At 35.8% G+C, this 24,553-nt stretch carries 30 protein-coding genes; 7 read left to right on the plus strand and 23 right to left on the minus strand.

The window, feature by feature from the left end; translation table 11 throughout:
- Positions 1-35: 35 nt before the first annotated feature.
- The 5 genes from potC to inhA1 all read right to left on the minus strand — a co-directional run bounded on the left by potC (position 36) and on the right by inhA1 (position 6,831).
- Entirely contained in the window at positions 36-836 is an 801-nt protein-coding gene (gene potC, locus DM800_RS11995) for a spermidine/putrescine ABC transporter permease PotC (protein ID WP_000714201.1), read from the minus strand.
- A gap of 6 nt (positions 837-842) precedes the next feature.
- Positions 843-1,691 (minus strand): spermidine/putrescine ABC transporter permease PotB, encoded by an 849-nt coding sequence (gene potB, locus DM800_RS12000; RefSeq protein ID WP_000715495.1) that lies wholly within the window; start codon positions 1,689-1,691, stop codon positions 843-845.
- On the minus strand, positions 1,688-2,671 hold the full coding sequence (potA, locus tag DM800_RS12005; RefSeq protein WP_000720323.1) for a spermidine/putrescine ABC transporter ATP-binding protein PotA: 984 nt from the start codon (positions 2,669-2,671) through the stop codon (positions 1,688-1,690). Before potA ends, potB begins: the two co-directional genes overlap by 4 nt.
- Before the next feature lie 233 nt (positions 2,672-2,904).
- Positions 2,905-4,272, minus strand: a complete 1,368-nt coding sequence (locus DM800_RS12010; protein ID WP_060489442.1) for an aldehyde dehydrogenase — start codon at positions 4,270-4,272, stop codon at positions 2,905-2,907.
- A 171-nt stretch (positions 4,273-4,443) separates the two neighbouring features.
- Complete coding sequence (gene inhA1 / locus DM800_RS12015; RefSeq protein ID WP_147786889.1) at positions 4,444-6,831, minus strand: M6 family metalloprotease immune inhibitor InhA1; 2,388 nt, start codon at positions 6,829-6,831, stop codon at positions 4,444-4,446.
- Between the two features lie 342 nt (positions 6,832-7,173).
- Here inhA1 and DM800_RS12020 point away from each other — a divergent pair, with 342 nt between their 5' ends.
- Positions 7,174-7,308 (plus strand): anti-repressor SinI family protein, encoded by a 135-nt coding sequence (locus DM800_RS12020; RefSeq protein WP_087984789.1) that lies wholly within the window; start codon positions 7,174-7,176, stop codon positions 7,306-7,308.
- Between the two features lie 79 nt (positions 7,309-7,387).
- Positions 7,388-7,711, plus strand: a complete 324-nt coding sequence (locus tag DM800_RS12025; protein WP_087984788.1) for a helix-turn-helix domain-containing protein — start codon at positions 7,388-7,390, stop codon at positions 7,709-7,711.
- Between the two features lie 72 nt (positions 7,712-7,783).
- On the opposite strand, the gene calY is transcribed toward DM800_RS12025, so the two are convergent.
- From calY to DM800_RS12055, 6 genes are all read right to left on the minus strand, one after another.
- On the minus strand, positions 7,784-8,377 hold the full coding sequence (gene calY, locus DM800_RS12030) for a biofilm matrix protein CalY (protein WP_000053730.1): 594 nt from the start codon (positions 8,375-8,377) through the stop codon (positions 7,784-7,786).
- A gap of 409 nt (positions 8,378-8,786) precedes the next feature.
- On the minus strand, positions 8,787-9,644 hold the full coding sequence (locus DM800_RS12035; protein WP_087984787.1) for a DUF4047 domain-containing protein: 858 nt from the start codon (positions 9,642-9,644) through the stop codon (positions 8,787-8,789).
- Positions 9,645-9,805: 161 nt separating this feature from the next.
- The gene (locus DM800_RS12040; RefSeq protein WP_000172834.1) at positions 9,806-10,393 is read right to left on the minus strand and encodes a CalY family protein; all 588 of its coding nucleotides are present in this window, start codon (positions 10,391-10,393) and stop codon (positions 9,806-9,808) included.
- Positions 10,394-10,455: 62 nt separating this feature from the next.
- Complete coding sequence (gene sipW / locus DM800_RS12045; protein ID WP_087984786.1) at positions 10,456-11,025, minus strand: signal peptidase I SipW; 570 nt, start codon at positions 11,023-11,025, stop codon at positions 10,456-10,458.
- Between the two features lie 193 nt (positions 11,026-11,218).
- On the minus strand, positions 11,219-12,505 hold the full coding sequence (locus tag DM800_RS12050) for a D-alanyl-D-alanine carboxypeptidase family protein (protein WP_087984785.1): 1,287 nt from the start codon (positions 12,503-12,505) through the stop codon (positions 11,219-11,221).
- 155 nt (positions 12,506-12,660) lie between these two features.
- Positions 12,661-12,888, minus strand: a complete 228-nt coding sequence (locus DM800_RS12055; protein ID WP_000251865.1) for a hypothetical protein — start codon at positions 12,886-12,888, stop codon at positions 12,661-12,663.
- 407 nt (positions 12,889-13,295) lie between these two features.
- On the opposite strand from DM800_RS12055, the gene DM800_RS12060 reads away from it, so the two are divergent.
- The 3 genes from DM800_RS12060 to DM800_RS12070 all read left to right on the plus strand — a co-directional run bounded on the left by DM800_RS12060 (position 13,296) and on the right by DM800_RS12070 (position 15,823).
- Entirely contained in the window at positions 13,296-13,520 is a 225-nt protein-coding gene (locus DM800_RS12060; RefSeq protein ID WP_087984783.1) for a hypothetical protein, read from the plus strand.
- 427 nt (positions 13,521-13,947) lie between these two features.
- Positions 13,948-14,868 (plus strand): tyrosine-type recombinase/integrase, encoded by a 921-nt coding sequence (locus tag DM800_RS12065; protein ID WP_087984782.1) that lies wholly within the window; start codon positions 13,948-13,950, stop codon positions 14,866-14,868.
- Between the two features lie 172 nt (positions 14,869-15,040).
- On the plus strand, positions 15,041-15,823 hold the full coding sequence (locus tag DM800_RS12070) for a helix-turn-helix domain-containing protein (protein WP_087984781.1): 783 nt from the start codon (positions 15,041-15,043) through the stop codon (positions 15,821-15,823).
- 152 nt (positions 15,824-15,975) lie between these two features.
- Here DM800_RS12070 and DM800_RS12075 read toward each other — a convergent pair whose 3' ends face one another.
- Positions 15,976-16,278 carry an antibiotic biosynthesis monooxygenase family protein gene (locus tag DM800_RS12075; protein ID WP_098147090.1) on the minus strand — a complete coding sequence of 101 codons (303 nt, stop codon included), beginning with the start codon at positions 16,276-16,278 and terminating at the stop codon, positions 15,976-15,978.
- 716 nt (positions 16,279-16,994) lie between these two features.
- Here DM800_RS12075 and DM800_RS12080 point away from each other — a divergent pair.
- Together DM800_RS12080 and DM800_RS12085 are read left to right on the plus strand one after the other, a co-directional pair.
- Positions 16,995-17,180 carry a hypothetical protein gene (locus tag DM800_RS12080; protein WP_000444252.1) on the plus strand — a complete coding sequence of 62 codons (186 nt, stop codon included), beginning with the start codon at positions 16,995-16,997 and terminating at the stop codon, positions 17,178-17,180.
- 317 nt (positions 17,181-17,497) lie between these two features.
- Positions 17,498-17,719, plus strand: a complete 222-nt coding sequence (locus DM800_RS12085) for a hypothetical protein (RefSeq protein ID WP_087984779.1) — start codon at positions 17,498-17,500, stop codon at positions 17,717-17,719.
- 53 nt (positions 17,720-17,772) lie between these two features.
- Here DM800_RS12085 and DM800_RS12090 read toward each other — a convergent pair whose 3' ends face one another.
- The 11 genes from DM800_RS12090 to DM800_RS12140 form a co-directional block, all read right to left on the minus strand.
- Positions 17,773-17,964, minus strand: a complete 192-nt coding sequence (locus tag DM800_RS12090; protein WP_087984778.1) for a hypothetical protein — start codon at positions 17,962-17,964, stop codon at positions 17,773-17,775.
- Positions 17,965-18,046: 82 nt separating this feature from the next.
- Positions 18,047-18,295: a DUF4176 domain-containing protein gene (locus DM800_RS12095; RefSeq protein ID WP_000771624.1), complete on the minus strand. Its 249-nt coding sequence runs from the start codon at positions 18,293-18,295 to the stop codon at positions 18,047-18,049.
- Complete coding sequence (locus DM800_RS12100; protein WP_087984777.1) at positions 18,296-18,490, minus strand: hypothetical protein; 195 nt, start codon at positions 18,488-18,490, stop codon at positions 18,296-18,298.
- A 4-nt stretch (positions 18,491-18,494) separates the two neighbouring features.
- Positions 18,495-19,394, minus strand: coding sequence for a WXG100 family type VII secretion target (locus DM800_RS12105; RefSeq protein WP_098147095.1), 900 nt, complete (start codon positions 19,392-19,394; stop codon positions 18,495-18,497).
- Positions 19,395-19,847: 453 nt separating this feature from the next.
- Complete coding sequence (locus tag DM800_RS12110; protein WP_137035596.1) at positions 19,848-20,444, minus strand: hypothetical protein; 597 nt, start codon at positions 20,442-20,444, stop codon at positions 19,848-19,850.
- A 207-nt stretch (positions 20,445-20,651) separates the two neighbouring features.
- The gene (locus tag DM800_RS12115; protein WP_087984839.1) at positions 20,652-20,867 is read right to left on the minus strand and encodes a hypothetical protein; all 216 of its coding nucleotides are present in this window, start codon (positions 20,865-20,867) and stop codon (positions 20,652-20,654) included.
- A gap of 316 nt (positions 20,868-21,183) precedes the next feature.
- The gene (locus DM800_RS12120; RefSeq protein ID WP_087984775.1) at positions 21,184-22,632 is read right to left on the minus strand and encodes a serine hydrolase domain-containing protein; all 1,449 of its coding nucleotides are present in this window, start codon (positions 22,630-22,632) and stop codon (positions 21,184-21,186) included.
- 442 nt (positions 22,633-23,074) lie between these two features.
- The gene (locus DM800_RS12125) at positions 23,075-23,434 is read right to left on the minus strand and encodes a hypothetical protein (protein WP_087984774.1); all 360 of its coding nucleotides are present in this window, start codon (positions 23,432-23,434) and stop codon (positions 23,075-23,077) included.
- A gap of 134 nt (positions 23,435-23,568) precedes the next feature.
- Positions 23,569-23,751, minus strand: a complete 183-nt coding sequence (locus tag DM800_RS12130; RefSeq protein WP_001178300.1) for a DUF3976 domain-containing protein — start codon at positions 23,749-23,751, stop codon at positions 23,569-23,571.
- A gap of 28 nt (positions 23,752-23,779) precedes the next feature.
- Entirely contained in the window at positions 23,780-24,157 is a 378-nt protein-coding gene (locus DM800_RS12135; RefSeq protein ID WP_046957056.1) for a hypothetical protein, read from the minus strand.
- A 2-nt stretch (positions 24,158-24,159) separates the two neighbouring features.
- Positions 24,160-24,369 (minus strand): helix-turn-helix transcriptional regulator, encoded by a 210-nt coding sequence (locus tag DM800_RS12140; RefSeq protein WP_000428506.1) that lies wholly within the window; start codon positions 24,367-24,369, stop codon positions 24,160-24,162.
- Positions 24,370-24,553 lie beyond the last annotated feature (184 nt).

The following is a 24,553-nucleotide window of genomic DNA, read 5'->3' on the forward strand; positions in this document are numbered from 1 at the left end:
TTTATTACCTCCTCGTACTTTCTATATTGTTCGTATTATAAAGGAAGGTGTCCTCCAGAGTTTTCTTCACCATCTGCACCTTTGTTACGGAAGATTTCAGATAGAACCATTAATCCTACGATAGCCACAATTAAAATTGTAGAAAGTGCATTAATTTCTGGTGATACTCCGCGCTTAACCATACTGTAAATGTATAATGGCAATGTTGTTGATCCTGGTCCTGATACGAAGAAACTAATTACAAAATCATCAATTGATAATGTGAATGTTAATAATGCGGCTGAAATAACCCCTGGTGCAATTGCTGGGAACGTTACATAACGAAACGTTTGCCACGGCGTTGCTCCTAAATCATTCGCAGCCTCTTCTAAATCACGTCCCATACCAGAAAGACGCGCTGCTAAAATAACGACAACAAATGAAATACTAAATGTAATGTGCGCAATAATAATTGTTGTTTTGCCAAGTTCCATACCTAATTGACTAAATAAGATAAGTAAAGATAATCCCATTAAAATATCAGGAATTAAAATTGGTAAATACACAAGACCGTTAATAGCCCCTTCATAACGATATTTATAACGATGTAATGCAATCGCGAAAATCACACCAAGAACTGTCGTTACAACCGTCGTTACGATCGCAATCGTCATACTATTTACAAACGCATCAATAACATCTTGCTTTTGAAATAAATCTGTATACCAATGGAATGTAAAACCTTCCCATTCCGCATTAATGCGAGAATCATTGAAGGAATATACCATTAAAACCATCATTGGAAAATACAAGAACAATAAAATTAACCAAGAATAAGAAACTAAAAACTTCTTCATCTTTGCCTATTCCCCTCCGTTCCCATCATATTTATATACTTTCGTTGCACGATAATATAAGTAAATTAACAGAACAGAGAATAGAACAACAATCATAGATAACGCAGATCCAAACGGCCAGTCACGCGCTCCTAAGAATTGATTTTGAATTACGTTTCCAATTAACGCTACTTTCGATCCACCCATAACGTCTGATACAACAAACATTCCGATAGAAGAAACAAACACTAAAATAGAACCAGTAGCAATCCCTGACATCGTCATTGGTACTGTTACATTCCAAAATGCCTTTGCTGGTGTTGCTCCTAAATCATAAGCTGCTTCTAGCTTACGCTTATCAAGCTGCTCAATCGCTGCATACACCGGTAAAATCATAAATGGTAATAAAGAATAGACCATTCCGAGTATTACAGAAGGTGTGTTATATAGTAAATTTAAAGGTTCACTTATAATACCTAGTTTCAATAGCAATGTGTTTACAAGACCTTGTGAACGTAAAATAACAATCCATGCGTATGAACGAACAAGGAAGTTAATCCAAAACGGGATCGTTGCCAATAATAAAAGAATTGAGCGGTATTTGCGATCAACAATTGTAATTGTATAAGCAAATGGATAACCAATTACTAAACAGATTACTGTTGTAATAACTGCAATCTTAACAGTTTCCCATAACGTTCCCATGTATAGTGGATCAAACACACGAGCTATATTCTCTAACGTAAATTGCATTTCCACTGTCCCATATGCCCCGCGCTGCATAAAGGCAAATGCCAATACAAACAGAAGGGGAATTAGGAAGAAGATTAACAGCCACGCGACTGTCGGTAGTGCGAGTAATTTCCCTTTTTTCAATTTAAGGTCACCTCGTCCTCTTGCTCCCAGCCTACGTATACATTATCTCCAATGCTCCACTGCGCTGCTTCTTCAGCAGTTTGATATGCCATTAGTAATTCTGATGTTTTCTCGTCACGTACATACAGCTTTTCCATATTTCCAACAAACTCAACGTCTTCAATATGTCCAAGATGGTATTCTTTTAAAATCGGCTCTTCAACCGAACGTACTTTTACGTTTTCAGGGCGAATTGCTACATAGCCTTCCCCGTTTTTCACAATATTATTTTCACCGATAAATGTCGCAACGAACATTGTTTTCGGCTTATTGTAAATTTCTTTCGGCGTTCCAATTTGTTCAATATGTCCTTTATTCATAACGACAATACGATCACTCATGCTCATCGCTTCTTCTTGATCGTGCGTTACGTATATGAATGTAATTCCTAAATTACGTTGTAAGTTTTTCAATTCACGTTGCAAATCTTTTCTTAACTTAAAGTCTAACGCCCCAAGTGGCTCATCTAGTAATAATACACGCGGGTTATTTACAATCGCTCTCGCAATTGCTACACGCTGCTGCTGTCCACCAGAAAGCTTTGCAGGTTTACGATTACGGAACTCAAGTAACTGCGTTAAACGCATTGCCTCTTCAGCACGCTCTTTCTGCTCTGCTGCCGGTACTTTCTGCATTTTCATACCGAAACAAATATTTTTCTCCACATTCATATGTGGGAATAGCGCATAATGTTGGAACACTAAGTTCATATGACGCTTATATGGTGGCAAATCGTTAATCTTTTCATCATCTAATAAAAGATTCCCTTTAGTTGGCGTTTCAAAGCCTGCGATCATGCGAAGTAACGTTGTTTTCCCGCAACCACTCGGCCCTAAAATCGTTAAAAATTCCCCTTCTTTAATGTCTAAAGAAAGAGGTGGGATAATCACTTGATTTCCAAAATGTTTTTCTACTGCTTCAACTTTAATAATCTTTTTCATTTTCCCGTCCTATCTACCTTAAATTTTAATTTTTATATTCATGAATAAATATTTATGTTCTATAGACTATTTTTTGTTTCGATCCAAACAAAAATGGTTGTTTAGCGTTCTCTTCTATTCTTTATGTAGTATGTTTGATTCATTTTTGCATGATACATATGTCGAACAGAAAAACCCCTTCCATTACGAAGGGGCTATTATCATACGGCTACGCCTACTGATAAACACCATCATCATTTTAACAACTTTCGTATGAATTTTAAAGCACTTTTTGTAGAAGAGTAACGAATTTTCATATCGAATGCCGTAGATTGGGCTAAAATGCTTTTATAATGTGAAAAAGTCCGAAAACTTTCTTCCCCATGATAACTACCTAATCCACTACTTCCAACACCACCAAAAGGTAAATATGGCGTTGCAAGATGATAGACAACATCATTAATACAGCCTCCGCCATATGAAATATTACTTGTCACTTTCTTTTGTACTTCTTTATCTTCAGAAAATACATATAACGCTAATGGCTTCGGATGTTGCTGAATTGTTCCAATTACCTCTTCTATGTTGTCGTATTCTACAATTGGTAAGATCGGACCAAAAATTTCATCTTCCATAACAGTACTTTGCCATGTAACATTTGTTAACACTGTTGGTTCTATATGTAAAGTTTCTTTTTTATAGTTCCCGCCGATTACCGTTTTACCATCTTTCAAAAATGAACATAAACGTTCAAAATGACGTTCAGTCACAATTCGTACATAATTGTCATTGTTTAGTGGATCTTTTCCATACTGCTCCGCAATTTCGTGTCGTAATGCCTCGATTAACTGTTCTTTCACCGAAGCATGCACATACATATAATCAGGCGCTACACACGTTTGCCCTGCATTTAAAAACTTGCCCCAAACAATTCGTCTTGCTGTTACATCTATTTTTGCATCTTTATGTACAATACATGGGCTTTTTCCCCCAAGTTCTAACGTGAGTGGCGTCAACCGTTTCGCTGCTGCTTCCATCACAACTTTTCCAACACCGACACTACCTGTAAAGAAAATATAATCAAACGGTTCCTTTAACAATTCCGTACTCTTTTCTACACCGCCTTCTACTACCGCTACAAGCTCTTCTTGGAATAATTCCTCTAACATCCTCGTAAGTACTTTGGAAACGTTTGGCGTTAGCTCTGACGGCTTTAAAACAATTGTATTTCCAGCCGCCAACGCTCCTACAAGAGGTGCAATTGCTAATTGAAACGGATAGTTCCACGGTGCAATAATAAGTGTCACACCGTACGGTTCAGGGACTACTTTCCCCTTTGATCCAAAATGAGTGAGTGCTGTTCGAACCCGCTTCGGTTTACTCCACGATGAAATATGCTTCAATTGAAAGGAAATTTCTTTTAATACATATCCAACTTCCGTTGTAAACGACTCATGAACTGACTTATTTAAATCTAATTTCAATGCCTGAAATATTTCTTCTTCAAAACGCTGAATGCCTTCATAAAGCTTCTTCAAATTATTCTTTCTCACTTCTACACTTCTCGTATGGCCATTATAAAAATATGCTTTTTGTTTATTTACAATAGAAGAAACACTCATTCGTTCACCTTCTCCCACTATTTTCATCCAATTCTTTCATTATTTATATAGACTTCATATATAATAAATTTCTATTCGTAAAGTTACATTATATATAATTTCTTCTTGCATATAAAATTCATTGCTCACAAAAAAACTACCGAAAGAAAATCTTTCGGTAGTTTTACTGTATTAACGATATAAACGAACAGCACCAGCAGAATTATCATCAGCTTGTCCTACTACTTCAAACTTCAGGCCAAGATTCGGTAAAATACGTCCTGCATCTGGAATCTGTTTATTAATATACGTTTTCGAATCATCAAACTTCGGTACGCCTGCTAAGCCATTATACGTATACGTTCCGCGCGTTGGAGATACAACTTTCCAAGCTGGCGTTTTATCAAATGAGAACGCCGCATCAGCGATTTGGAATCGTGTACTACTTGCTACTGTTGGTTTACCATTTAAAGTTCCAACAATTGCTTCTGGATGAGAATCAACTACGCCAAGGAAACCATGTCCTGGATGTAAACCAACCCAGTTATCTGTATAAGCTGAGTCTGCATACCATACAACCATACCTGTGTTGTATTCTGGACCGCGAGCATATTTCAATGCGTTATCCGAACCAGCATAGTTTCTCCACTCTACATAATAGTTATGTTTTTTCTTCTCTGTTCCATTAGATACAGCGAATCCATCTAATTTGAACTGCGGTGTACCTTCTGCATCATCAGAGAATACTACTTTACCGTCTACATTTAGTGATGCATTATCAAGTAGGAAACCGTTTAATGCTAAACCACCATCTGTAATGTACTCAAATGTTAATTTTACTTTCTTACCTTTGAATTGGCTTAAATCGTATGATTTGTCAATCCATTTTCCATTTGTTGAATGTGCATTTCCACTATTTGCTTTCTCACCAAGTTTTTCGATTAATGTTTGCTGACCATCTTCTGTTACAGCATGTACTTCAAGGAAATCATACTCTGCTTCAATTTCATACAATGACTTGAAATCAAATTTCGCAGTCGTTGCATTTGTTAAATCGAACAGTGGCGTCTCCATTTTTGTGTGAAGATTGTCACCTTTTGTGCTGTAGTAATACTGCTTACCAAATGCTGGAGCAATTGTTTTTATATCTTTATCTGGCAAGTTAACACGAATCATACCTGGGCGGTTAGATTTCGTAACACTTTGGTCTAAATATGTTGCTAGACCGATACCTTTATTTAATTTCTCGTAATCTACTTCTACGATATTTGCCCAGTTACCACCGATTGTTTTTTGGAAAAACTCTTTATTTTGTGGTGAGAAACTCGTTGGCGTTGTTCCTGCAATGTTACCAGCCCAGCTTCCGCCACTCATAACAGACCAAGCTTGAATTGGTTCACCGTCACCAGTATAGTCTGTATCATACTCATCTGGAAGACCTAAATCATGACCATATTCATGTGCGAATACACCAACTGCGCCATCTTCTGGTTCAATTGTGTAGTCGAATGCTGCGATCTTTCCGCCCCAATATGGAACTTTCGCTTGTGTGCCTTCAATTGGGAATGGTTTTGGTCCAACAGTCCAGCGATGTGACCAAATTGCATCGTCACCTAATTTACCGCCGCCTGCTTCTTGTCCAACACCCGCATGGATAATCATTAAGTGATCGATTAAACCGTCCGGTTGTTTTTGATTTCCATCGCCATTTACATCATATTGATCGAATTGGTCAAACTCTGATAAATCAATACCGCTATCTACAGCTGCTTTTAATGCATCTTTTACTAAATCACGTGGTCCTTTTGGTCCTTTATTATCATGACCTGTCGCACCATCTGCACCGTAATCAGCAGCTTTACCAGGAACTGTTAACCATTTTGTAACTGTTCCGTCTACTGTATAACTACCGCCAGATTGCTCTTCGTAATATTGTTTAAACGTTTCGATTTTGCTGCCATCCTCTAATGCGAATGGCTCATTACCGAATAACATTTTTTCATAATGTTCTTTGTTAAAATCGTCAGTATACATATAACCAGGTTCTTTATCGATATTGTTATGTTTAAAGTCAGCGTACTCTACAAGTAAAACGAGTACTTTATCTTTACGAACTTCACCGTTATATTCTTTTCCCTTTGCTGGAGAAGTTGGTACTTTACCATTTAGACCACCCTTAACTGGGCCTGTCGCTGCAGGTGTTCCTGTTGCTGGTTTGTCTAACTTTTCTTTCGTATCAGCTTTCGCATCTTTCACTTTCTTTAAAAAGTCAGATGCTTCTTTTGTAAGTGGGTCCCCATTTGATACTTCTTTCCCAGGATTTTCACCCTTTTTGTTCTCTACGTATTTTTCGAAGGCTTTCTTTGTTTCTGTCTCTGAAGCCTTCGAATCAATTACCCCACGGTTTTTTAGCGCATTTGCTAAACGTTCTTCTGGAATTAAATGATCATCGACTGGACTCGTAGCTGTCTTATTCACAGGTGTTTCAGCATATGCAGACTGGCCACCCGCCCCGAATGAAAGACCTAACACAGCTGTCAAAGCGATTGATGACAAAACTTTGAACGGTTTCTTGTTCATCCCTTATTTCCTCCCCTAATAAAAAATATGTATTACAAATTGAATTTTATTAAAAATTCAATATTTTTTCAATATTTAGTTATATTATGTAATTTTTTTAACATATTTGTAAAAATTCCATAGTTAGCATACGAATATATCACAATTCAACAATGTTTTCTGAAAATATTGAAAATATTTGTCAGAAACTTTATAATCGCCATAGAGGGAATTTAATGGGGATTTTATCTTTGTTTTATCTACAAAATATTTGATAATTCACTATATAAAACACAAAATGCGATTGCATTATCATATATTCTGTAGCAGCAGTTATGACCGATAATTAGGGAGGAATTACATTTGTACAAAGATAAGACTGACGCACTGGACCAAGAATGGATTGATTTAATACTTGAAGCTCTAGACGCTGGTATCGCCCTGCAAGATATCGAACATTTTTTAAAACGTATGAAGCCATCCAGTCAGGCTCAATAGCCTTGTTCTTTTTAACGAAGTTTATGTTATAATAATGACATCATAAGACGACTACATATTGATAGAAAGGTGCGCAAATATGATTGGAGAACGTATAAAACGCCTTCGCTTACAAAAAGGTATTTCATTAACTGAACTTGCCGAAAAAGCTGGTGTTGCTAAATCTTACATTAGTTCTATAGAGCGAAATTTACAAAAAAACCCTTCCATTCAGTTTCTTGAAAAGATCGCAGCAGTTCTACAAATTCCAGTTGATGCTTTACTTCATGATGAAACAACAAAGGAAACTAACCTAGACTCCGAATGGACACAGCTTGTTAAAGATGCAATGAACTCTGGTGTCTCCAAAGAACAATTTCGTGAATTTCTTGAATTTACAAAATGGAAGCACGATCAAAAATAATAATAGAAAGAAGTGCTAACAACCAGCACTTCTTTTTCTTTATAAAAAAAGCGGGGGTTACCCGCTTTTTTATTATTTTTCTTCGCCAGCTTCTTGGTTAGCATTGAATGTCCATTCTAAATTCAATGAATCACCTTGGAAGATATTTTGGTCTTTTCCATCATCTACAAATTCAAATTGTACCCATAAATAATCCTCTGTACCAGCTTCTAATCCACCCTTTTCTCCCCACTCAGGAGCAAAGATGTCTTTAGCTAAAAGATCTGGATCAGTTTTTTGTAAATCAGCTAAAGTTGTTTCATATACAGGCTCACTTTGTTTATCCCAGTTCCAAAGGAATTTCACTTTAACGTGCTTACCAAAGTCTTCACCAGCATTATCGCCTTTTGCATCTTTCACAGTATACTTTGTTGCTAGTTTAACGTCTTTAATTGTTAATGAACCGCTATTCTTTAATAAGAACTCTTTCTTAACAGAATCCCCTGGTTTTAAATCTTTAATATCTACAAGCGTTTTAGGGTCTAATGTAAGATCTAACGTCCCAGCTGCAAATGTATTATTTGATACTTCTTTATCGCTAAAGTATGCAAACGTTCCTCCACCAATTAAAGATAACCCCAGTGCCGCTGATGCAACTCCCATACCTAATTTCTTTTTCAGACTCACAATCAATTCCCCCTAGCTGTTTTTTATATTTTTCCCCCTATAATTTTTCAATAAGGGACATAAAGAAAACTATATTAGCTTAGCTAATATTCGTTCTCTTTTAAAAACCTTAAGTTCATTATAACGAACAACTCTATATAAATACAACATTTTTTTATTAGTATTTTCAGTTATTTTTATTTCTCAATGTCATTTTAAATTTTCGGAAATTTGTTGAGAAACAAAGAAAAACGTAATTAATTTTCACTATCTATACTAATTAGTATCTTTCACCATCATGCTGCCAACCAGTTTTCTCGTATATGACGTGTATTGTTAAAATAAAGAAGACACGCCGAATAGGTGAGTCACAATGCTCTCTCACCTATTCGGCTTTATAACCTCTATTCGCTCTGAAATGTTGCTGTATTTACTTGCTATCTTTATTTTTCTGTTCTTCTTGTTTCTTCTTCTCTTCCAGCTTTTTTGCTTCTTCTTGTTTCTTCTCTTCTAGTTTTTTCGCCTCTTCTTGCTTCTTACTCTCTTCTAGTTTTTTCGCTTCTTCTTGCTTCTTACTCTCTTCTAGTTTTTTCGCTTCTTCTTGCTTTTTACTCTCTTCTTGCTTTTTCGCTTCTTCTTGTTTCTTACTCTCTTCTAGTTTTTTCGCTTCTTCTTGCTTTTTACTCTCTTCTTGCTTTTTCGCTTCTTCTTGTTTCTTAGCCTCACTTACTTGTTTTGCTGTTTCCTCTACTAGTAATTTCTCAAAATCTTGAATTTGTTTATCAATCACCTGTAACTTTACCTCTTTATCAACATACTCACAATTGTCTTTCACTATATGAAAACCAGCATTCACATATAAGAATACTTGCTTATTCGATTCGCTTTTATTTCCTTTTAACTCTTCTTGCACTTGATTATAAGGACCCTCTATTGATACATATACTTTTTGTAACAATTCTCTTTCCGCAACTATTTTCTCACGCCCTTGCTTCCACGTAGCAAGCACCTGCTCTAACTCTTGAATGGAAGTAAAGGTTAATTTTAATTTCAATTTCATCCCTTCATACTCACGCAAAATAACTTCCTTATGCTGCTTAGCTTGTTCTGTTAATTGATCAACTGTTTTTGGAAAAATACTTGCTGTAGAAATAGTAGCCTCAACTTTCGTTTCATAAATGAAAGCTGCTTCTGTATAAGTCATCATTTGAGAGCCTAAATAAAAAGTAATAGAACACAAACATGGCAATATAAGCATCCTTTTGAATTTGCGAGGTGGCTTCAGCATTTTAATCTCTCCTATCGAACAACTTGTTCTTTATCAAGAACTATATCTTTATTATAATAAAGTGAATTACAAAATGATATAAAAATTATCTTTCTTTTTACATTTCCCTTTTAACAGAAAAAGAGACTATCATTTTTGATAGTCTCTTTTTCTCGTCCTTATTATTTTCCTTCAGCTTCACCTTGTTGTGCATCAAACGTCCAAGTTAATTGTAGCTTATCCCCCTGGAATTCATTTTGATCTTTTTTATTATCAACGAACTCAAATTTCACTTTGAATTTATCAGATTTACCTGCAGAAATACCTTTTTCATCCCAGAACCAAGCAGCTAAATCGTTATTTACCGCAGTAAGTGTGTCACCCTTCAATTTATCTAGCGTTGTTTCCTTTACGATTGTTTCATGCTTGTCTACATTTTTTAAGAATGTTACTTTAATATGTTTACCAAAATCATCTTTATTATCTTTCTTCACATCTTCTACATTATAATCTGTTTTTAGTAGTACTTTTTTAATATCTAATGTTCCTTTATTTTCTAATTTAAATTCTTTTTCAACTGTATCACCAGGTTTTAAATTCGATACATTAACAACTGTTGATGGATTTAATGCTAAATCAAGCGTACCAGCCGCAAATGTATTGTTTGACACTTCTTTATCACTGAAAAATGCAAACGTTCCTCCGCCAACTAACGCTGCTCCTAATACTGCTGATGCGATACCCATTCCTAATTTTTTCTTTAAAGTCATGTCCATATCCCCTTGATTTATATATTTGTCAACTCCCTAAATGGAAAGTATAACCAAATGAACTAGACAGATTGTTCTACTTTTTTCTCTTTCTTTTCTCCGTCTATGCTACGAATAGCACCAAAAATAGTAATAGCGGAATATCCTAATAAAAAGACTCCTGGAATAATAAGAAGTAAAGCAGCTCCAGCTTTTGAATTTGCATAATTTAATGCATACCCTGCATAAGGAACTGTAATATCCGCGTATTTTCCAATGACATTCTCCGCAAGTACTGGTTCTAAATCAGCGCCGTTGTTGTTATCCCCTTTTGTTTCATACATTACTTTTCCATTTATATCTTTCACACCGATAATACGGTGAGTAATAATTTTTTGATCTTTCTCTTTAAAAGTAATAACATCGCCTTTTTGATATTTAGAACCATCTTTCGTCGGTTCTATCGCAATGATTGATCCTGTTAAAAATGTCGGTTCCATCGATCCTGATAACACTGATTTAAATTGATATCCCATCACTGTTGGATCCCCACCGCTCGCTTTTGAAGAAATAACTACAAAAGCTAAGCAAATCATCAATGCAAATAAAACAAATGAGATAACGTTGCTAATCACCTTCCAAATTAATTTCATCGTTTCTCTCCCTCTCCGTTGTTTTATATTATTTGAAGTATGCAATATCCACTCTCGTTCTTTAACAAGAACACAAGTAAATAATATAACGAACAAAACAGAAATGCAATAATAAAATTTACAATTATTAGTTATTTTTAATATATATAAAAAGACTGTGACAAAGTCTCTTCACAGCCTTTTAATTAGTAATTTATTTTTCTTCTGATTTCATTCCTGTTGTATTTCGGCGTAGCACTACAAATAAAATAGCTCCAAATAATAGAGCGGCACCTATCCCAATGCTTATTATTTTCACATTTGATTCGTTTACTTCAGGCGTAGCCGTATCTTTTTTAGGCATCGCAAAAGTAACATCTTCTTTAGAAAGAACATTTATCGTCGCAATTGTTTGATTATTTTTCGTGATGTCAACTGCACCAACTACCTCACCACGATGAATTCCTTTATGATACAAAGAATCTTTATCTAATGAAGCCGCACGGAAAATCGTCCTCACATTTTTACCTTCATCTTTCTTAAGCATAAGCTCTGCACTTTTTTCAAGCTCGCTATCAATATCTTTATTTAAATACGTTGCCTTTTGATGCCAGCTATGTTTATCTAATACAGTTTGCTTCACAAATTGACCGAAAGAATAGTCCGCCATCTGCTTCAAATCTTCATAAATTTCAGGTCTTTGGGAAGCCATTACTACATTTATAATGCGATTGCCATCCTTCTCATTTAATAGAACGAGTGTATTACGCGCTTCATTTGTAAAACCTGTCTTCCCGCCAATACTATATGGATTTTCAAAATAATTAGACTTATTAAAAATAGAAACCGTCTGGCTAGATGTCGTAACCGTCGTCCTTTTCGTATTCATCGCTTGTAGAATCTCAGGATACTTTTGTACACCTCTCGTAATCATTGCCATATCATACGGCGTCGTATAATGGTTTGGATCATGCAAGCCATTTGGCGTTACAAAGTGACTATCTGTAGCCCCTAATTGCTTTGCTTTCTCATTCATCATATGAGCGAAATTCTCAACATTTCCGCCAATACGCTCCGCAATCGCATACGACACATCATTTGCACTCAGCACCATTAAAATCATAAGCGCAGTATTTCTATTAATCGTCTCACCAGGTTGAAATTCAATTTGATAATTACTCTTCTCTTGATCTAATGCTAATTGTGAAAACGTAAATTGATCCTCTGGCTTCGTATGCTCCATAAGTAAAATCGCTGTTAACACTTTCGTCATACTAGCTGGAAATGCACGATGATGTGCGTTTTTGTTATACAAAACATCTCCAGTTTTCCCATCAATCGTAGCTGCAAACTGACTAAAAACATTTGGTCCTTCCGCAGGTGGTGGTGCCACTTGTTCTGGATTCACTCCAACATTCGTCTCAGCACGTAACGTCATAGGTGTCAAAAAAAATACACAAATAACGGTAACAACAGCCAAAATTTTCTTAAAGTTTACCATATGACTCTCCCTTTTCACTATACTCTCACAGCTTAAAAACTGAATCTACCAATCTATATGTAAATTGTATTAAATTGGAAGGACATTCACTGTTTTTTACTATATCATACTTTTACGATAAAGAACATAAATATACAATAAAAAATAAGAAGGAATTATTCTTTCTTATCCTTCTCATCAATCAATGAATCTATTAAATTTTGACTAGCTTCCTCGGGTGTAATCTCATCTGTCATCCCCATAAACGACCAGCCTTTAGAATCGACCCACTCAACAAACTCTTGTAAAAACTCATCATGTGTAACATCCACATCAAGAATCGAGCCATTAATCGAAATCGTTCTATTTCTAGATACACGCATCTTGAACGTTTTCCTTACCATTACAATAATTCTCCCTCTACTACTGAATATTTATAAAGTGAAACTTTAATCAGCCTTCACCAATCGGGCTTTTACGAGCAGCCTGCCACCACCTAACTTCTTTGCTTTCGCTAAATTTTGAGGTGGGGATCTTACCGTCCACAAATAGCGGGGTAAAATAATCTTGTATCTCTGTTATACATGATTTTAAGTAAATTGTAAAAAGGATATATTGGCCAATTTGCATATTGAAGCTGAAAATCTATCATCCTGCAAAAACATGAAACGATATGTAATTGATCATAAATGACTAAATAAATCCACATAAAAAAACAAAACAACTTACATTTTATCACACCAAATACAAATGACTTCAGTACAATAAAATGGAATATACTAGAAGAAGACTTAAAATGAGGAGGAACTCTATGGCGCGTTGTACGTATTGTAAAACGAAGTGGACAATAAAAGATGTATGGTCAATACTCGTGACATTTGAAAAAGATTGCCCGTATTGTTTTGGGAGACAGTATCTATCAAAGAAAACAGTGAATGCTATGCCCGAATTTATTAGCTTACCTTTACATTTCTTACTCCCTTTTCTTGTCGATTTAAGTGATGATGGTCCTTTAGATTGGTATCGAAAAAAATAATATAACCACTTTATTCGAAATCACTTTTCATTACATTCTCTTCTTATATATTCCTTAATACACAACTAAGTGATTCCAACTACTTTCCTATCAAAACATTAATATAAAATATTGTAAAATTTCAGTTAATTATATATAATTGCTTTAGCATACAGATTAAAGATGCTGTTACATACACATTTTTGAAGATCCCGTAGCTCAGCAGGGAGAGCGCCACCTTGACAGTTTTGTCATCGTAGGCCCTTAATCTGTCTAGTCTGCTATCTCAATGGTATCAATACTTGAGAGGCTATTTCCAAAAGCTGAAACTGTGGAGGTTCTATATAAACTCGCAACTCGTAAAGAGGACTACTTAAAGTTAACCTATGAAGGTTAGCTAGGTAGTCCTCTTTTTTATGTGCAACTACATAGAAAGGATTGGTGAGTTATGCTATTACGTTTTGCTATGAAGGAGTTCCAGGAAGAGAAAGAATACAACAACCTATCTCATAGGACAATTGAGGTCTACATGGCTACATTAAATGAATTCCGTAACTTTTGCTCCGAGCTGGAGATAGTTGATTTAAGAGACATTCGAGAGGTAACTATAAAGTCCTACCTCAGGTACTGCAAGAAAACGAGAGGGAATGGCGTAGTCACTTGCAACTCAAAGTTACACCACTTGAGGATATTCTTTAACTACTGGCAAAACGAGGAGGTAATAGAACACAAGGACAACCCTGTGAGAAAGCTCAAGCCTGCTAAGGAAGATACTAAGATAGAAGTCTTCACAGATTATCACATTCAGCAAATGCTTAGATATTACCGTAGGTTAAAAACTAGAGATAAATCATTCTTTGGTTACAGAGATCACGCTATCATTGTGCTGCTGCTGAGTACGGGAATCCGTCTAGGCGAGCTCGTGAACATACAGTGGAAGGATATTGACTTAGTAAATCAATCAGTTGTCCTCTTTGGTAAAGCGAGGAAACAACAAAGTATACCTATCACAGATAAGCTAACAAAGGAGATATGCGAGTGGAGAATCTTTGTAGAGAAAGAGCTAGGGAGTATACCTCAGTACCTGTTCACCTCGAGGGAAGGAAAGCAACTTACACCTAATGCAGTAAAACTGATATTTAAGAGGTTATCTAAGGTGATGAACTTCAAAGACGTACGTTTGAGTTGCCATACTTTCCGACATAGCTTTGCTCATAGGTGTATCATGCAAGGAATGGACGTATTTACTTTGCAGAAGCTCCTAAGACACTCAAACCTTAGAATGACTGAACGGTATTTATCTCTGTGGGGAACAGCTCTACGAGAGCAAAATGAGAAATTTAATCCACTTAATTCACTTGAGATTTAAGACATATAAAAAGAGAACCCTGTACTAGTTTGGCGACCGGACAAGGTTCTCTCTCGGAAGAAAAACTCAAAGGACTCAAAGAGTCGAAGGAGCTTCCTTATTCGCTATTGTATCATGCTTATTGGTACTAGCTCAAGAGGTGTTCCTTCTATAAAGATGGAGGACTATATAAATGAAGGAACTCAGAAAATACATATCATTTGATTCAGTAGCTGAGATGGACAAAACTATTGATCTTATTCTAAAAGAATATAACTTAAAAGATAGCGAACGAGTAATACTTCTAAAGCTATCAAACTACTCATGTAAATTCGTGGGAGTTTCATATTTAAAAAACAACACGCTAGCTGATCTAACAGGATACTCTAAGCGTACTATTCAGCGTGCCCTCAAACGTTTCAGCGAGCTAGGAATCATTACTCGTATTGAACAATTTAAACCTGTTAAGGGTGGCTACTCAGCGTTCATCTGTGTAATTAATCCTTTTGAACGTCACCATGAGCTGGCATCTTGTAAGGAAGCTACCGAGCTTACTCCTGAGCAACTTGACGAGCCATCTCACGAGAACGAAGCCATTACAACTAAAACTAAAAGCTCTAAAGAATTAAAGATACGTAATAGCGCACCTGTTGAAGTGGATGATTTAGATTCATCTTATTTGGTTAACTCATGTGTACCTATGGAATTTATCAATGCAGTATCCCCCTTCTTTGGTACAGCTAAGGAGATATATGCTATTTGGGGTAAAGTTAAATTGGCTGCAAACAAGTATGCACCTGACTTAGTTGATACAACTGAAGTGGCGATCTCAGCGTTCAAACAATCTGTATTTGCCCTGAAGATGAACAAGATTAGAAAAGATTTCAAAGGTTACCTGTTTGGCGTTCTCTCAAAGATGATGTCTGTTGAGCAAAGAAAACTGAAGAATAAACTTTTCAATTTCCTACAAGATTAATCTGAGGAGGAGCACACACTATTAGGGGGATTGCTAGCACTTCGGGGAAAATCAAGCTAGAAAAAAATAAAATAAGCCATCCGTTTGGACAGCTCATTTACATAATTCTCGTTATTGGAAGTTACTTTTCAAGTATTAATAGACGGTCAAGTTCAGTTTCGTGATAATTCTACACGCTCAAAGTGTTCGACTGTTGGAAATGGATCATAAAAGTGATGCAATAATGCTTTCCACTCTTGATATTGTTCAGATTGACGAAATCCTATCGTGTGGTCTTCTAAAGTTTCCCATTGCACAAGGAGCAAATATTTCCCTTTCTGCTCTATACAGCGTTGTAATTCATGATTTATGTATCCTTGCATGGAAGAGATGATTGAGGATGCTTGCTTAAATACCGATTCATACTCCGTCTCCATACCGTCTTTTACTTGCAACATGACCGCTTCTAAAATCATTTTGAAGTCCTCCTCCTTTTTCTAATTATACCATGAGGGGGAAACGCTGGATGAGGAGTTTTGATGTATAACATAACGTTCCTATTATCGGTAGCAATAAAAAAGAAGAATCCGAACTCTCAGAAGGAATCCCCTTTTTTTATTTTATAGAGCCCTATTTATCTTTTTATACATTCCTATTCTAGCATGGGTTTTGGAGTTCTCGTTTGTTACTGGATTAACTGAAAAACTGTATAAAACCTTGTATACTCTTAATCTAGTTTTTCTAAAATGCTGGCGATCCCCTATTATTACTGTTGAGTAATATTCTTAACAACTGTTTTTTTACCCTCCTTAGTATCAACCCTTGAGTTGGTGCTATTAGGTGTACTCTTGATTACACACTAAGGGTGGTAACTGATTGGGTTCCAGTTGTTCGGGCTTATACAACTTTCTAAATGTCTTATACTCGTTGATCTCCCTACCGAGATGCCACCTCAGGCGAAACGACCTCTCAAATTCCTTTGTAAGGAACTCTAAGTAGCTAAACCATGCATTTGCATCTATAGATCACAAATAAGCTGTACGAGTCCGATAGGATTTTATTATGATATTCTACCTGTTTTAGACGTAATCACGAAAATAAACTTCAAAAAACACAAATTAACAGTTGACGGTTCTAGAACTTTTTACTAAGATGTAATTAAGCCACTCAGGAAATGGGGTGAGCAAGACTATTGGAAAGTAAACAACAAAAGTTTTACGGTAAAGTCAAAGACTTCTATGAGCTGGAGTCCATCGAGGATGCTAAGAGGTTTTATACAGCTTTTAATCAACTCAACAAGATTAACACTGTAGATAAAGCTAATAAGATCGATAAAATGCTAACTCGTATGTATGCTGGTAAGAAGTTAACCGATTAATCTAAAACTACACAAAACAAAATAGCCCTACTCGGTAGTTATACTTTGGCGAGTATACCGAACAAGGCTACGCAATTCAGTCGAACCTATAAGGCTCTTTCCTCTCTATGGTATCACGAGCAGGAATAGCTGTAAAGGTTCGACTCCACAGGAGGCGAATACGTTGAAACTTAAAGAATGGGTTAAATCAACCTTGGTAGCTGGCGGCAGCATTACCTTTCTTTACGCAGCCGGTTACATCGTTTCACTCATGATTGTACACCTGTAAGTATTACCTATCTCGTGTAAATAAACAAAAACTAAAGGGAGAAATTATTATGACAACAAACACTATTCAACCAACTAAATTCGATATGGTTATGGAGGAAATCGATACTCTAGTATCCAACTTCCAAGACTCACTAACTCGTATTACTAATAAAGTGTGTGAAGTAGATGCATTCCAACTAGGCGTTACATATATAGTTATCTTACGAGCTGGCAAAATCTCTGAAACTCTTAGTTTTAATCTAGATGAATTAACTGAGGAAGATTGTTAACTCCAGAGGTTCAAGCTATATAGGTTAACATTAATAATGATAACAAGTAATAACTAGCGAGCTGACTCTAATAAGTCAGCTCTTTTGCTTTCCTCCTCAGGGTTAATCATTACGGTAATTGAAATTACAGTTTGTGCACTAGATAGCTCATGTACTTGCTGTTTATCCAGCACAAATCCTCTAACCATCCCCTTCGATTCAATATCACCTCTGAGATAGCCACCTTTCAAGGAAGAAAACCTCATTAGATCCCCTCCTAGCTTTCTTCAAAATAAATAAAGCAAGGATTTCTCCCTGCTCCTACCAACTCTGTATTAATCTCTTCTTTTATAGTTCTACTAATTTCTCACGTAGAACTAATTCACTCTCAGTCATATACCCTCTATGCATTTCCTCTACAATCTTATCGTGATTAAAACACAATACTTTCTCATCACCTAAATAGCCCACTGGATAAGGAACACCTACGTAATCAAAATCACGTTTATCCGCTGATACAACCATTCTTCCAATAATCATAACAAATTGTTCTATCTCTTCTAGCTTAACTACTGTTCCGATTGGTAAAAGTTTCATCTATTTATTCCCCTTTTTATTTATTTTTTGATAAACGCGTTCAATAAGCAATGAGGACCCCATAGCTATTACACCAAATAAAAGTATTACAAGTACATTTATTATTTTTGTATTAATGTCTGCAGGTACCATAAAACTTGCAATGATTGTTACTATTGTACCAATTATAATAATAACCTTTCCTTGTTTGAACATTAAATTACTCCTTTTTCTCTTTGCTAAACTTGAAGGAAAACCCACCACCGTAACCATTTGGTGTAGTAACATACCCCCCTGTTTCTTTCCCTATATTAAATTTATAACCATATGAACCGACTGCGTATTCTCCTTTTAAGGTTACGTCATATCCACCTAAAATTGGAATAAAGTCAGGAATATCTATTTTACTTAATTCCAATTCGTACGAATGAAGCGCTACTGCATATTCATTCTTCCAAGAATATTCATCAACCCCAACTATATAAGAACCTGTTGCGAATTTTTGAGTTGTTTTCAAGTTCTCCCCAACTCCTATTGGAGAATCTGTTTGAATAGATGCTTCTAATCCAGTTACTTCAGTTTTTATTCCAATGGTCTTCCCTTCCATCACATCATCCTTAATAGAATTAAGGGTAAAAGGAAGGTTGACCTCTGAAGATCCACCTATTGCTTTAAAAGCAAGTTCATTACCTTTCGCAAATTTATATTGCCCTTCAACTAAACTACCATTTACTTCAAAACCAAACCTTTTACCCTCTTGAAGTTTAGCTTCCCCATTAAAAAAATTAGTTTCACCATCTAAAACAGGCTTCCCCAAATAAGCAGATGCCATCGCAATAGCAATATCCATATTATCTACCTGTTCAAATTTATTAGCAGAATCAAGAAGAAACTTCTCAAGTGGCTCTAATATGATTATAAATTGTGCCATCTTAAAGGATGAATCACGGAAATCCGTATTAAATTTCATATAGGTTGAACCCAACCAATTACTAGAAATCATATCAATATCTCGTTTTAGTCGCTCCTGTGTTGCAGTTGCATTCATGATAGTTGATCTAATAGTCCCTGCCACTTTTCGCAACTGTTCAGGAGTAACTTTTATATCCCCCATAGCCATTCCCCTTTTAAATATTTATATAGAATATTTTACCACAATAGAGTTTTCGCAACTATGAATATTTTATATAATCTTAAAAATCCGAACTCTTCCCCTCCTCAAAGTTACCCTTTCGGCACTTGAATTTATAACTTATGCATTCGCGCTAACTCAGTAATATCATCTAGTCCCATTCTACGAAATTATTTCTACTATAAGTATCTACTATTAGATACGTAGACCTATCCCTATTCAATCTTTCTAAATAAAACTAAAGAGGTATGCCTATCAACTGTTTCCTGTCTAGTATCTCTATGGAACGGAGCTACAACAACTTTCATCCCCTATCATCTGCTATAATCATGAAAGATTGTTGATGGAGATCCTGAGTTCGAGCCTATCCGGGGTCATAAAAAAAAGAGAAACCATATCAACTTTCTACGTGATATGGTTTCTCTTTTTTATCTAAGTCAATCACTTCCCACCAAACATCTTCTCTAAAGACTTCGCATTGGCAAACAATACTTCTTTCAAGTTATCATCTGCAACGATTTTATAGTCACCATCTTTGTTTTTCTTTAAGTTCAATGTAACTTCGCGAGTTGCCATGATTGCATCTTTATCTGATAAGTGTTTGACGATTGCTGATGTCATCGTTTTTTCGATTGCTTTTTCAGATTGCTCTTTGTCTTCGCTAAAAGCGCTAGCGAAGGCCATTGGCATAACTTCTCCCACTGCTTTTGTTACAGCAACGGATAGATCAGCAGATGTAATTTTCACTTTCACTTCTGCTGTGTCATCTTTTTTCGATACTTCTTCTGGCTTTTCAAATTTAAAGTTTTTCGTAATTGCACTCAGCATTGCTTTTGCCTCAGCATCATCTGTTTTTTCATTTAGTTTATTAAATTCCTTGTCACTCTCAACAAATGTACGAGCCTTTTCTGCATCACCTTTTTGTATCGCAGTTAAAAATTCTTCTGTCGTATCTTTCGGATTTGCACACCCTGCTAAAACTCCTACTGTTAATCCTACTACCATCATTAACAGCAATAATTTCTTTATCTTTTGCATGCTCATTCTCCTCTTATCTTTTCTAGTAAGTCATCACTATATAATAGTATGAAACTGACATTACAAACATTTTTTAGTATAGCATTTATATGATTCATTTTCTATTCATTCCCAAAAGATAAAGAACCTTGTAGTATTCCTACAAGGCCCCTTCAATCAATCCGTATAAATAGCAAAATAAAAACCAACACCTTCAAGGTTGCTGGCTTATCTCTTATCCATATTCGAAAAAACAATAACAATTGCTCCAAGCACATAATGCCCCGCTACCATCCAAATACTCCAATCAAAGATCCTAAGCGATAACCAAAGCGATATATTAATAGTAGCAAATGATACATATACAATAAAATCTCTCTTTTGTAGTGCTTCTCTATTCATCAAAATATAAAGTGAAACTTTAATCAGTAGGGTTTTGTTCATCCCCCACTGATTATTAGTTGAACCGATCGGGCTTTTACGGGCAGTTGATCCCCCACCTAACTTCTTTGTTTCCCCTGAATTTTGAGGTGGGGGTGTACAGAGATAATAAAGTTGTTTAATTTACAATAAAGTCATTTAAAAAATAATATAGTAGTTTAAAAATCCTTCTTCTACTAACGAGGCAGGTTAGTGGAAGAAATAGCAAGTGGGTTTAACTAGGAGAAGTGTCGATGACATTACAGAAGACACCGAGGTGTCTTCTGTTTTTTAAATTAAGGATATCGATAAATTAAGATTTATTTACTTAACATTGTACTTATTTTCGGACCGAGGCATCTAATCGGTGAGTATATACAAACCAAGTAATGCTTGCTGTTAATAATGCTGACGAAATCAAAGCTGTAAGAACACTATATGTTTGCCAAATAAGTATCGTTGACCAATCGAAAGCACAGCACAGTATACCCAGGGCAATCGTAGCGATCAGGAAAATAACTATTACGATTTTTCTCTTTTTTGTCATTGGCTGCCGCTCATTCGTTTTCCTTCTGCGTAATCCTAAGAGGAATAGCAAAACGGCCAATAGGCAAAGAATAATTGTGATAGACGACAAAATAATATCCAAAAGCTGTGTGCCGCTTATTTCATATGACTGAGTTAGATTGCCGTCTAATATATCTTTAACTTTTAGTACCAGGTTTATATTGGTATTTGCGCCGTTGCTCAGCAAGCAGACGGCTGTTCGTTCATTTAGCAGTATGGCTACTTCGGTTCTGAAATTTGGATTGCCCCCAGTGTGTTCTATAATCGTTTGGTCGGCGTTTACCGACCAGCCTGCCGCATAATACATATCGTTGACAGCCGAAACAGACATATCACCCCTATGTGATTTTTCGATAACCGTGTGAAATATTTCGGGTATGTCCTGCACGATACCCATCTGTATGCCCATCCAACGCGCCATATCTTTTGTATTAGAAATGATGTAGCCTGCGGGTTTATTCCCAGCATAATCCGGAGCTTTAAATGGCGTTGTCATAAAAAAGGAAGAACGATAGCCCTGTGCCAACTGTCCAGTGGCTTGAGCATCTTCTTTATAAACATACGTCTGGTGGAGACCTAACGGCTGAAATACCTGTTCCCTCATAAAGTCTTCATAGCTTTGTCGCGACACAATCTCAATAACCAAACCCAATACGTCATAATTAACGGTTCCATAGTTATACTGTTCACCGGGAGGGAACGCCAATTCAGCATCCACGAGCATTTCCACAGTCTTTTGCAACATATCCGGTGTATTGCCTTGTGGAATATTTTGAGTATGCCTAATATTTGTTAGACCACTGGTATGGTGAAGAAAGTTATTTAGTGTAAGGCTTTGCATATCAACAGGTTTCCCTTGATACTTTAACGTAAACCAAGGTAAATATTTTTGGACAGGGTCAGTCATTGAGAGCAGACCTTGCTCTTCCAACAGCATAATACCCATACCGGTAAAAGCTTTACTGACCGAGGCTAACTCATAGAGTGTATTTTCACTTGCAGACAACCCCTTTTCACGGTCTGCATACCCTGAAGAAAAGTAGAACACTTCATCATCAGCAAGTATTGAGATTGACATTCCCGGCACACCTGATATACGACGGGCATCATCTAGCAACGCTTGTATTGCCGCAGATTTCGAATCTGACAACGCATAACTTTGTGTTGCGAATCCTGAGAATAATATAAATATCGTTAATACAAAAACAATAATCTTTTTCATAAATTCTCCTTTTTGAAAAATTTTAAGAGAATAATATAAATAACCTACTTTTACAACTACTAAACTAAGTTTTAATTTATCTTTCTATTCACCTATATAATATCAAGTAATTGTGAAGAGTTACACTTAAACGAACGGATGCGTTAGTTCAATAAGAAGTAAACAACTTTATTATTCATTTTTTAAGTATTATATAAACAGATGGATGTAATTTGAAACAACTTTAAAGAGCCTTGCTGCATATAGAATGTAGTAAGGCTCTTATCTTTTTTAGTCAAAATTCAATAACTTTATTATCACTATACAGGGGGTTCTTACTGCCCGTTAATGCGGGATAAATTGCACCGATTGGCGGAAGGATGAGGCAAAGGAAAAAAACAAACATTTTTCTTAACGACCATGGATATGAAGTTACTGTCTGCATATGAGTCTCCTTTTCACTTTATAGTACACGTAACATCAGTCTTACTACTCTATATTCGTCACTATAAGGTTCCTTTATGATTAAAGGTGAGTGAGGATTGTTTTCCTCTTCTATCATTATGAATACTTCTGTTTTTTCTTGTAATATGTTGGATTCACTATTTTTAGTAGGTTTTTTACTTGTTTCAATTTTCTTCGTTACTTCTCCGAGCCTTTGTCCAACTTTTTCAGCTTCGGCAGGTTCATTCGTAACGTAGTATTCCTGACCCTCCCATACTAACATAGGTGGCACTTGTTCTCGTTTGTTACATATTATATAAGTAATACTAGCTATAAGTAGTAGGCATGTTAATAAAAAGAAGATAGTTTTTTTATTCATATACTATGCTCCCTATCTATCATTTTATTAAATTATATAATATCCATTATATGCAGTAAATGGATGTCATGGGAATTTTCAGATTTTACATCAAAAAGAATAACCTTACTACAGTAAGGTTCCATTTTTATATTCTATAGTGATTGATTTATTAAAACGATCATTACGATAATCGCTATAAACATAACAACTAAACAGCCGATCATTTTATAAAAGCCTCTTTTCGTTAACGTCCCACCTTGAACGTCTTTTCGAATAAATAAGAATACGGCTAAAAATAATACAAGTCCAATGCCAAAAGCATACATCATTTGCATATGTTAATCTTCCTTTCTCTCTTCCATCTTAATATCTTTTCGATAAAACAACAAATGAGATAAAAACTGTACTCATCGTAAGTGCCATAAGTATGTTTAATAGTTCAACCGCAGATAGTGTAATTACGTGTAGATTTAAACCGAAAGAGAAAAGAAGGTAATATGCCGTTAGCGCAAAAAAGCTGAAGAACATTCCTTTATAACGAATAAGTTTCATTCGCTCATCTTTTTCTTTAAATTGCGGGTGTAAGTAACTTAAGCAGAAACACATAATCATCATCGCAAGTACTGTATACGTTGGAGCCGGTGGTGCGGAATGCGTCATTATGCCCGCTAATACCATGGTTCCACTCATAATAAAGAAAATAATTCCCATAATTAAAAAGTACTTTTGTGAATAATTCATCCCTATTCCCCCTCTTCTTTTCCTTCATAAATAAATACATGTTCTATCGTTGTCTGAAATGTTTTTGCTATTTCAAATGCTAACGGAAGTGATGGATCATATTTTCCCTTTTCAATTGAAATGATGGTTTGTCTGGAAACTCCAAGTTTCTCAGCCAATTTTTCTTGAGATAGTCCAAATTTTTTTCGGTATTCAACCATTTTATTTTCCAAGGAAATTTCTCCCTCCTTCCTTACAGTGAGTATATATGTAAAGTAACCTTTACGTCAAGTTTCCTTTACATTCATTTTAGTTTGTTTCACTCTATTTATATAGAAGAAACTTTTCAATTTTAGCACGTCTATTTTGAAGCACAACACGGAACACTGTAAATACCCGTTACTATATCTCCTCCTC

This window comes from Bacillus sp. AY18-3, assembly GCF_008042305.1.
In the GTDB taxonomy this organism is placed as follows: domain Bacteria; phylum Bacillota; class Bacilli; order Bacillales; family Bacillaceae_G; genus Bacillus_A; species Bacillus_A wiedmannii.

What these genes read in the sequence shown, in the direction of transcription:
- DM800_RS12100 (WP_087984777.1), bottom strand. Translation starts at nt 18,490, where the DNA reads ATGTTCAAACAAGGAAAGGTTATTATTATAATTGGTACAATAGTAACA.
- potA (WP_000720323.1), bottom strand. Translation starts at nt 2,671, where the DNA reads ATGAAAAAGATTATTAAAGTTGAAGCAGTAGAAAAACATTTTGGAAAT.
- DM800_RS12135 (WP_046957056.1), bottom strand. Translation starts at nt 24,157, where the DNA reads ATGAATTATTCACAAAAGTACTTTTTAATTATGGGAATTATTTTCTTT.
- DM800_RS12125 (WP_087984774.1), bottom strand. Translation starts at nt 23,434, where the DNA reads ATGAATAAAAAAACTATCTTCTTTTTATTAACATGCCTACTACTTATA.
- DM800_RS12035 (WP_087984787.1), bottom strand. Translation starts at nt 9,644, where the DNA reads ATGCTGAAGCCACCTCGCAAATTCAAAAGGATGCTTATATTGCCATGT.
- DM800_RS12025 (WP_087984788.1), top strand. Translation starts at nt 7,388, where the DNA reads ATGATTGGAGAACGTATAAAACGCCTTCGCTTACAAAAAGGTATTTCA.
- DM800_RS12120 (WP_087984775.1), bottom strand. Translation starts at nt 22,632, where the DNA reads ATGAAAAAGATTATTGTTTTTGTATTAACGATATTTATATTATTCTCA.
- DM800_RS12040 (WP_000172834.1), bottom strand. Translation starts at nt 10,393, where the DNA reads ATGACTTTAAAGAAAAAATTAGGAATGGGTATCGCATCAGCAGTATTA.
- DM800_RS12115 (WP_087984839.1), bottom strand. Translation starts at nt 20,867, where the DNA reads ATGAACAAAACCCTACTGATTAAAGTTTCACTTTATATTTTGATGAAT.
- DM800_RS12055 (WP_000251865.1), bottom strand. Translation starts at nt 12,888, where the DNA reads ATGGTAAGGAAAACGTTCAAGATGCGTGTATCTAGAAATAGAACGATT.
- DM800_RS12050 (WP_087984785.1), bottom strand. Translation starts at nt 12,505, where the DNA reads ATGGTAAACTTTAAGAAAATTTTGGCTGTTGTTACCGTTATTTGTGTA.
- DM800_RS12130 (WP_001178300.1), bottom strand. Translation starts at nt 23,751, where the DNA reads ATGCAAATGATGTATGCTTTTGGCATTGGACTTGTATTATTTTTAGCC.
- DM800_RS12090 (WP_087984778.1), bottom strand. Translation starts at nt 17,964, where the DNA reads ATGAGGTTTTCTTCCTTGAAAGGTGGCTATCTCAGAGGTGATATTGAA.
- DM800_RS12110 (WP_137035596.1), bottom strand. Translation starts at nt 20,444, where the DNA reads ATGCAAAAGATAAAGAAATTATTGCTGTTAATGATGGTAGTAGGATTA.
- DM800_RS12085 (WP_087984779.1), top strand. Translation starts at nt 17,498, where the DNA reads ATGACAACAAACACTATTCAACCAACTAAATTCGATATGGTTATGGAG.
- DM800_RS12065 (WP_087984782.1), top strand. Translation starts at nt 13,948, where the DNA reads ATGCTATTACGTTTTGCTATGAAGGAGTTCCAGGAAGAGAAAGAATAC.
- sipW (WP_087984786.1), bottom strand. Translation starts at nt 11,025, where the DNA reads ATGAAATTAATTTGGAAGGTGATTAGCAACGTTATCTCATTTGTTTTA.
- inhA1 (WP_147786889.1), bottom strand. Translation starts at nt 6,831, where the DNA reads ATGAACAAGAAACCGTTCAAAGTTTTGTCATCAATCGCTTTGACAGCT.
- DM800_RS12060 (WP_087984783.1), top strand. Translation starts at nt 13,296, where the DNA reads ATGGCGCGTTGTACGTATTGTAAAACGAAGTGGACAATAAAAGATGTA.
- DM800_RS12105 (WP_098147095.1), bottom strand. Translation starts at nt 19,394, where the DNA reads ATGGCTATGGGGGATATAAAAGTTACTCCTGAACAGTTGCGAAAAGTG.
- DM800_RS12075 (WP_098147090.1), bottom strand. Translation starts at nt 16,278, where the DNA reads ATGATTTTAGAAGCGGTCATGTTGCAAGTAAAAGACGGTATGGAGACG.
- potC (WP_000714201.1), bottom strand. Translation starts at nt 836, where the DNA reads ATGAAGAAGTTTTTAGTTTCTTATTCTTGGTTAATTTTATTGTTCTTG.
- DM800_RS12070 (WP_087984781.1), top strand. Translation starts at nt 15,041, where the DNA reads ATGAAGGAACTCAGAAAATACATATCATTTGATTCAGTAGCTGAGATG.
- DM800_RS12010 (WP_060489442.1), bottom strand. Translation starts at nt 4,272, where the DNA reads ATGAGTGTTTCTTCTATTGTAAATAAACAAAAAGCATATTTTTATAAT.
- DM800_RS12095 (WP_000771624.1), bottom strand. Translation starts at nt 18,295, where the DNA reads ATGAAACTTTTACCAATCGGAACAGTAGTTAAGCTAGAAGAGATAGAA.